This is a genomic window from Thiobacillus sp. (assembly GCF_024708915.1).
Genome location: NZ_JANJXQ010000222.1, coordinates 1 through 6,545 on the forward strand (window position 1 = coordinate 1; position 6,545 = coordinate 6,545).

The following is a 6,545-nucleotide window of genomic DNA, read 5'->3' on the forward strand; positions in this document are numbered from 1 at the left end:
ACGGGGGTGCCGGCCTCGGCCTGCTTGAGCACAGCGATGATCTGGCTGTCGGTGAAACGCGATTTCTTCAAGGGAACCTCCTCGGGTTAGATTACGAGAAATTTCCACTTCTGACTGCTGCTATTTTGCGGGGGGATTACCGTACGAATGTTACCTCAAGCTTTGCGCGGAATTGCCGGGGCAGCAAAGATGCCCGCAGAAAAAAGCGCGAAAAAATTTCAATGGCCGCCGCACGTCGTCTTATGTCGCGGCCTGTCTGAAGGGCAGAAAAAAGCCGGGGACGCGCCCCCGGCTCCGTGCTTCAAATCACACCAACCAATCAGAACTTCAGCACCGCCCCCGCCGAAACCAGATCGATGTCGAAGTCGCTGCGGTCGAAGCGCTCCCACTCGGCGCGCAGGCTCAGGTTGTCGAGCAGCGCGTAGGCGATGCCCACGCCGTAGTTTGGCTCGTAGTCGTCGTCACCCGTCGCGACCGTGTCCGGCGCGCCAACGCCATCCTTCACCTTTATATCGGAGAGCATGTAGGCGGCACCGAGCTTGCCGATCACCGAGAATTTCTCGGTCACCGGATAGCTCAGCACGGCACCCAGCGCCCAGGCGTCGGTCGCCACTTTCGTGGTGGCCGAGCCATCGGTCGCCGTCATGTCGTTCAGGTTGACGTAGCCGCCCTCGACAGCCAGGTACTTGTTGAACGCATAGCCTGCGTAGGCCTTCCAGCCTTCGCTGCGGGTGTTCGCCGAAGGTGCGTCGATGTCCTGGTAGTTGGACTGTCCGATGCCGAGACCGCCGTACCAGCCGTCGAAGTTGATTCCGGCCCAGTCGCCCTCGCCGTATTCTTCCAGCGCGACCGGGCCCGGATCCAGCACCCACCCCAAGGTCAAGCCAAACAGGTTTTGATGCATGTCGATCGTGGCCGCACCGACGATGTTTTGTTGCAGAGGGGACTTCTGGGGGTTTGACGCGGCATACATGTACGCCCCGGTAATTTCAAGTTCCTCGCTGGCCCTGTACGTGAAACCCACCGAATAATGCCGCTCGGTATTGGCCGGCGCCAGCGTGGCGAAGGTCAACTGGTCGTCTGGAATCGGGTTGCTTCCGTAGTTGTAACCCGCGCGCACCTGCAAGCGCCGATTAACGCCATATTGAACACCAAACTTGTAGATCGTTTGGTCCCTGAAACCAAACCCCATGCCGTCGTCATTTCCCAGCTCTTTAGAAGGGTCCAGATGGGAGGGTAGGCCTTCCAGGTTTGTCGCGCTCGTAGTGCCCGGGAACGTACCCGGGCCCCGGTTGCCGAGCGAAGCGATCTCTGAGAAGTTCACGCGCAGCACATCGAGAGCGATCACCAAATTCTTTACCGGCTTGACTGCAAGGCCGACGCCGTAACTTTCCGGAAGATCGAAATCACCCTGTTCGGCAAACAGGCCCCGATACTTGTCGAATTTCGTCATGTACGTCCGGGAATTGTAGACAAGCCCCAGTGTCAGCCTGTCATCGAGAAATTCACCAAGATAGCCCAGCTTGATACCCGCACCGTACGCGTAATCGAACCCATTGTTCGTAATGTGGGCGCGATCTGAGGTGATGGTCGTAACCCCGGAGGCCGATTCGTCGTCGAACTCGACGAATGCATCGAGACCGTATGCCCGAAAGCGACTTGCGGCAAAGGCCAGTGCCCCCCCGACGGCGTGATTATCGTTCACTTTGTAGGCCACAGTCACGGGCGCCTGCAGAATCATCAAATCCACCCCAAGCTTCTCATCGGGGGCGGGCGCGTTGAACGTGGCGGTTTCCCACGAGAAGAAATTATAAGAATAGTTGGTACCACCGCCCCCGTATGGCACAAATGCCATTCCAACGTGCAGCTGTTCGGTCAGGGGCATCGTCATGCCCATTTCAGGCATCAAATAATATTTGTTGTCGCTCTCGGAACAACCATCGAATCCGAGGCTTTGGAACCATGAGGGGTAAAACGTCCCCAGCCCCGGAATGTTCACCGCCTTGATCTCACCGGTGCCGGTGCCGGTGCAGGCATGTCTTTCGGCGTTGAAAACAGCCATCCCGATGTCCCCACGCATGCCGGTATTGACAATGTTGGCGGGGTTGGCGGCCTGGGAAAGCGAGTCTCGCCCATAGGCAATGCCAACCCCCCCCATACCCGTCGCGCGGTTGCCAAATCCCGGCATCATGGGACCATTCGTCGCGTGAACCTGGCCATGCGCCATAGCAAGAGCCGCGGACAGCGCACACAGGCGCAGTATGGAATATTTCATCAACTTTCTCCTCCGGTTAAATCATTGTTGTTAGTGCGACCGGGCGTCGTTTGTTCCGACACCCAAATCTACTCTCGGGGACCTGTTCTTGAGTCATCCAAGAGCGAATATTCTGTGTGCGTAATGGTAAATGAAATACTGTGTCGATTAGACCTGCCTCTTGATTCGCGCAATAGTCAAAGCATTTCCATTTCCTGCATAGCGCCTTCTTCACGTGGCCGAGGCGCAAAGTGGCAAAAAAACAGGGGCTGTCGCCCCTGTTTAGTGATCAGCCTGGCATAAGAAGCCGACTGAAGGTTCTACTCAGACCGCGGTCTTGCGACGACGGACCGCAAAGCCGACCAGACCGAGGCCAGCCAGCATCATGCCGTAGGTCGAAGCTTCCGGAACCGGAGCAGCCTGCATAACCGTACCCTCGAGGTGCAGCGTATAGAACACACCCGGGAAAGCGGGCGAATCGCTCGGAACCGCTGCCGAGTAATTCAGCGTGTAGGCATTGCCGTAGACGCCATCCCAGGTAAAAGTCGCAGCAGCGCCGGCGCCCATGTCAATGTAAGGCACGTTGTTCCAGGCCACCGACCAGCCGCTCATGTCAAGACCGGCTTCGGTGCTGCCGGTGACAGGGCTAATGAGGAAATTGGTGCCAGTCGAGCTGAAGAAACCCCAGCTATCAACAATCGGGCCTGCCGAACCCACGAGAGCGGTACCATTGCCGTAGGGGCCAGCCGCGCTGGTGTCGCCGATCACGATGCCGGGCGAGAGATTCGCCGACAGGGCGGTCTTTTCGGTATTCAAAATGGTGCCGTTGCCGTCGGTATCCATGCCGAACCAGGAACCGGTGAAGCCGGTCAGGAACGTGCCAACACCGGGAATTTCGGTGTATACAGCGGCGCCATTATTGATGGTCAGCGTGTCACCATCGTAGACCGCAGTCGCCTGTGCGCCCGTTGCAGCAGCAGCCAGGACCAGACCCGCAGCAATTTTTGTCATTGTGAATTTCATCTCGTAAATCTCCTCATGTAGTTAAGTATCGATCGAACAACACCTACATCCTCCTGCCACACCGGTGTTCTCACTCCTCACCGAATCTTTCTTTTCGCGGCGACCCATACTTAGCAATGGCCGTACCAGTCTTCTTCAAAGTTTGCTTATGGAGGCTTGTTATCAAACAGTTAAGCGCTCGATCGGCTGCCTGCGTCGGGTTGACACAGTAGATTTGAACTACAGGTGTAAAAAAAATCGACAAATATGGGCTTACGGGGTCGCGAGGCTGGCCGGCGGCGAGGTCCGCGAGGGGAGATTGCCGCCATGGCGCGTTGCCGCTCCCGCAATTTCAATAACTTACAATTCCAGGGGCGCGCCTTTGCATGTGTAAAATTTATCGACATAAAAGCATCTGATTAAATTAGTTGATTGTTATATGTTGATGGATTGGGGTCATCCGGAAACTGGGCGGGGCGATCCCATCGGGCCGAGGGCGGCCCTCCCGAACCGTTATTGAGTCGAGCCCTGTTACGCCCGAGGCGATACGCCCCCCATAATCGCTTCACAAAAAGGAGCGATTGAGGCATGCAAACGCATCAAACGTGGATATGGGAACAATCCGACTGGCCCCATTTTCGCTGGGACGCGGCCGCACTGGGCGCGGCGCTCGCGCGAGCGAGGCTGGCACAAGGCAAGGTGCTCGGGGCCACCCGGTTCCTCGATGCGAGCCTGGCGCTGGAGGCCGTTTCCTCGATCCTGGTCGAGGACGGGATCACCACCAGCGCCATCGAGGACGAGCGCTTGGATCTGGATACCGTGCGCTCGTCGGTTGCGCGCCACCTCGGATTGCCCGCCGCCGGGCTGCCCGTACCACCGCGTGCCGTCGATGGCCTGATCGAGGCATTGCTCGACGCCACGCGGAATTTCGGGGCACCCCTGACGATCGAGCGGCTGTGCGGCTGGCAGGCCGCCTTGTTCCCGACGGGCTATTCGGGACTGTCCCCGGTCCACGCCGGCGCGCTGCGAGGCCCCTCGCCGATGCAGGTCGTATCCGGGCCGATCGGTCACGAACGGGTGCATTTTGCGGCGCCGCCGCGCGAGCGGCTCGAGCTCGAGATGGAGCGCTTTCTGTCCTGGTTCAATGCGCCGCCCGCCGATCTGGACGGCCTGATCCGTGCCGGAGTGGCGCACGTGTGGTTCGTGACGCTTCACCCTTTCGAGGATGGCAACGGCCGCCTGGCCCGCGCCATCACGGACATGGCCCTGTCGCAGGACGAGCGCCAGCCGATGCGGTTTTTCAGCTTGTCTGCGCAGATCCTGCGTGAACGCAAGCGCTACTACGAAATGCTGGAGCGTACGCAACGCGGCAGCATGGACGTCACCGGATGGCTGGAATGGTTTCTGGCCCAGGTGGAGGCGGCCGCCCGGGCGGCCGAGACGACGGTGGCCGTCACGCTCGCGAAGGCGCGGTTCTGGCTGCGCCACCAGGCCACCCCGCTCAACGCCCGCCAGCGCAAGGCGATCAACAGGCTGCTCGACGCCGGGCCAGGCGGATTCGAGGGCTGCATCAACACCCGCAAGTACGTGAGCCTGAACAAGACCAGCCGCGCCACGGCGTATCGTGAATTGGCCGATCTGGTCGAGAAGGGATGTCTCACGCCCACCGCAGGGGCCGGGCGCAGCAGCGGATATGAAATTGCCTGGGAAACGCCGGCCCGGTAGGCGCTCCGGCCCCGGAGGGCATTGGCGGGAGGCCCGGCCGATGGTGCCGGGATTGACCTTGTGGCGCAGCTGGTGCCCTTGATGAGCTTGCGGTACTGCTCGTTGTGGGCGACGGCATGGGGGCGCGGGCCGGCCACGCTCATGCGCCCCTGCAGGACGTTGATGAACTGCGGCAGTTCGTCGAGCGGGGTGCGGCGGATGAAGGCGCCGGGCGAGGAGCCTGATCCGATCAGCAAATTTCGACGGCCAGTCCGGCTTGTTGCCGTGCAACCCGATTTGGTTATACTCTTAAAAAATATTTTGGAGTATAACGAGATGCCCTATTTCGAGGAGCTTTCACTTTCAGCTCAGACAGCCTACGCCCAGCTTCTCGATTCGGCGCTGTCGGCCGACCACCTCCGCTCGATTGCAGACCTCCCCGGATCCTTCGCACAAAAGACGGTCAAGGGAACGACCTACTGGTATTACCAGTATTACGAGCCCTCGGGGAAACGTGCCCAGGTGTTCATCGGACCGGACAACGAAGCAGTCCATCGCCTGATGGCGCGCCGCGCCCAGCCGGCCGCCAAAGAATCGCTGGTACCGCTGGCAAGATCGGCCCTTGCGTTAGGGTGCACGCCGGTGATTTCCCGCCAATTAAAGGTGGTCGGCCGGTTGGCTGATTATGGCTTCTTTCGTGCGGGTGGCGTGCTCGTTGGCACCCATGCGTTTCTGGCATACGGAAATATGCTGGGGTTGCGTTGGGGGGACTCGTCCCGCACACAGGACATCGATTTTGCACATTCAGGGAAGAGTGTGTCTCTTGCGCTTCCGGCCACGGTCGAGGTGAAGACGCACAGCGCAATCGAATCGCTGGAGATGGGGTTCCTTCCGGCGGCCGGCCTGTCGGGAAAGTCTGGCGCGACCTACCTGAATCCGAAGGAACCGGAGTTCAGGCTGGATTTCCTGACGGTGCCCCACCGGAAGGGCGAGGCGGTTTATGTGCATCCACAGCTGAATGTTCCGCTCCAGCCGCTCAAGTTCATGGAGTTCTCTCTGCAAAACATCCAGCAAACCGTCCTATTCGACCCAGCAAACGCCGTCTTGGTCAGCGTGCCCCATCCCGCCCGCTACGCACTGCACAAGTTGATCGTGTATGGGGAACGGGAAGGCAGCTTTGCCGCCAAAAGCACCAAGGATTTGCGTCAGGCAGCCTCGCTGCTCGCCTATTTCAGGGAGCATCGGCCGTGGGAAATAGACGAGGCGTGGGCCGATCTTGTGTCCCGCGGAAAAGGCTGGCAGCGCCGTGCCAAGCAGGGCGTCGCAGCACTCGACAGGCTCTACCCGGATATTGAAGCCGGAAATTGGCTGACAACCTGAGCGATTGCCAAGGATCAAGACTCAAGTTCAACCAACTTGCAACTTGTAACTTGAACCTCAATAGGCGTTCTGGTCGCGCCAGACGACGGCAAGGGTCTTGCCGATGATCATGAGGTCGAAGCCGAGCGACCAGTTGCGCATGTAGTCGATGTCGTACTGGATGCGGGCGCGCATCTTGTCGAGGGTTTCGGTTTCGCCGCGCAGG

At 59.6% G+C, this 6,545-nt stretch carries 6 protein-coding genes and 1 pseudogene; 3 read left to right on the plus strand and 4 right to left on the minus strand.

Annotation, left to right across the window (positions count from 1 at the left end):
• Positions 1-260, plus strand: a 260-nt coding sequence (locus tag Q0L94_RS14860) for a hypothetical protein (RefSeq protein WP_296754687.1), incomplete at its 5' end; no start/stop codon positions are given.
• A 59-nt stretch (positions 261-319) separates the two neighbouring features.
• On the opposite strand, the gene Q0L94_RS14865 is transcribed toward Q0L94_RS14860, so the two are convergent.
• Both Q0L94_RS14865 and Q0L94_RS14870 read right to left on the minus strand, forming a co-directional pair.
• Positions 320-2,275 (minus strand): outer membrane protein transport protein, encoded by a 1,956-nt coding sequence (locus Q0L94_RS14865; protein ID WP_296754689.1) that lies wholly within the window; start codon positions 2,273-2,275, stop codon positions 320-322.
• 303 nt (positions 2,276-2,578) lie between these two features.
• Positions 2,579-3,277, minus strand: a complete 699-nt coding sequence (locus tag Q0L94_RS14870) for a PEP-CTERM sorting domain-containing protein (RefSeq protein WP_296754691.1) — start codon at positions 3,275-3,277, stop codon at positions 2,579-2,581.
• A 567-nt stretch (positions 3,278-3,844) separates the two neighbouring features.
• Between Q0L94_RS14870 and Q0L94_RS14875 the strand changes: the two genes are divergently transcribed.
• The gene (locus Q0L94_RS14875) at positions 3,845-4,981 is read left to right on the plus strand and encodes a Fic family protein (protein ID WP_296754692.1); all 1,137 of its coding nucleotides are present in this window, start codon (positions 3,845-3,847) and stop codon (positions 4,979-4,981) included.
• A gap of 74 nt (positions 4,982-5,055) precedes the next feature.
• On the opposite strand, the pseudogene Q0L94_RS14880 reads toward Q0L94_RS14875, so the two are convergent.
• Positions 5,056-5,190: pseudogene (locus tag Q0L94_RS14880) on the minus strand (sugar transferase); the annotation flags it as partial.
• 331 nt (positions 5,191-5,521) lie between these two features.
• Here Q0L94_RS14880 and Q0L94_RS14885 point away from each other — a divergent pair.
• A complete protein-coding gene (locus tag Q0L94_RS14885) occupies positions 5,522-6,340 on the plus strand; it encodes a nucleotidyltransferase domain-containing protein (RefSeq protein WP_296754695.1) in 819 nt (272 codons plus the stop codon).
• 57 nt (positions 6,341-6,397) lie between these two features.
• On the opposite strand, the gene Q0L94_RS14890 is transcribed toward Q0L94_RS14885, so the two are convergent.
• Positions 6,398-6,545: sugar transferase (locus Q0L94_RS14890; RefSeq protein WP_296754696.1), on the minus strand; the 148-nt coding region annotated here is incomplete at its 5' end.

What these genes read in the sequence shown, in the direction of transcription:
- Q0L94_RS14865 (WP_296754689.1), bottom strand. Translation starts at nt 2,275, where the DNA reads ATGAAATATTCCATACTGCGCCTGTGTGCGCTGTCCGCGGCTCTTGCT.
- Q0L94_RS14870 (WP_296754691.1), bottom strand. Translation starts at nt 3,277, where the DNA reads ATGAAATTCACAATGACAAAAATTGCTGCGGGTCTGGTCCTGGCTGCT.
- Q0L94_RS14875 (WP_296754692.1), top strand. Translation starts at nt 3,845, where the DNA reads ATGCAAACGCATCAAACGTGGATATGGGAACAATCCGACTGGCCCCAT.
- Q0L94_RS14885 (WP_296754695.1), top strand. Translation starts at nt 5,522, where the DNA reads ATGGCGCGCCGCGCCCAGCCGGCCGCCAAAGAATCGCTGGTACCGCTG.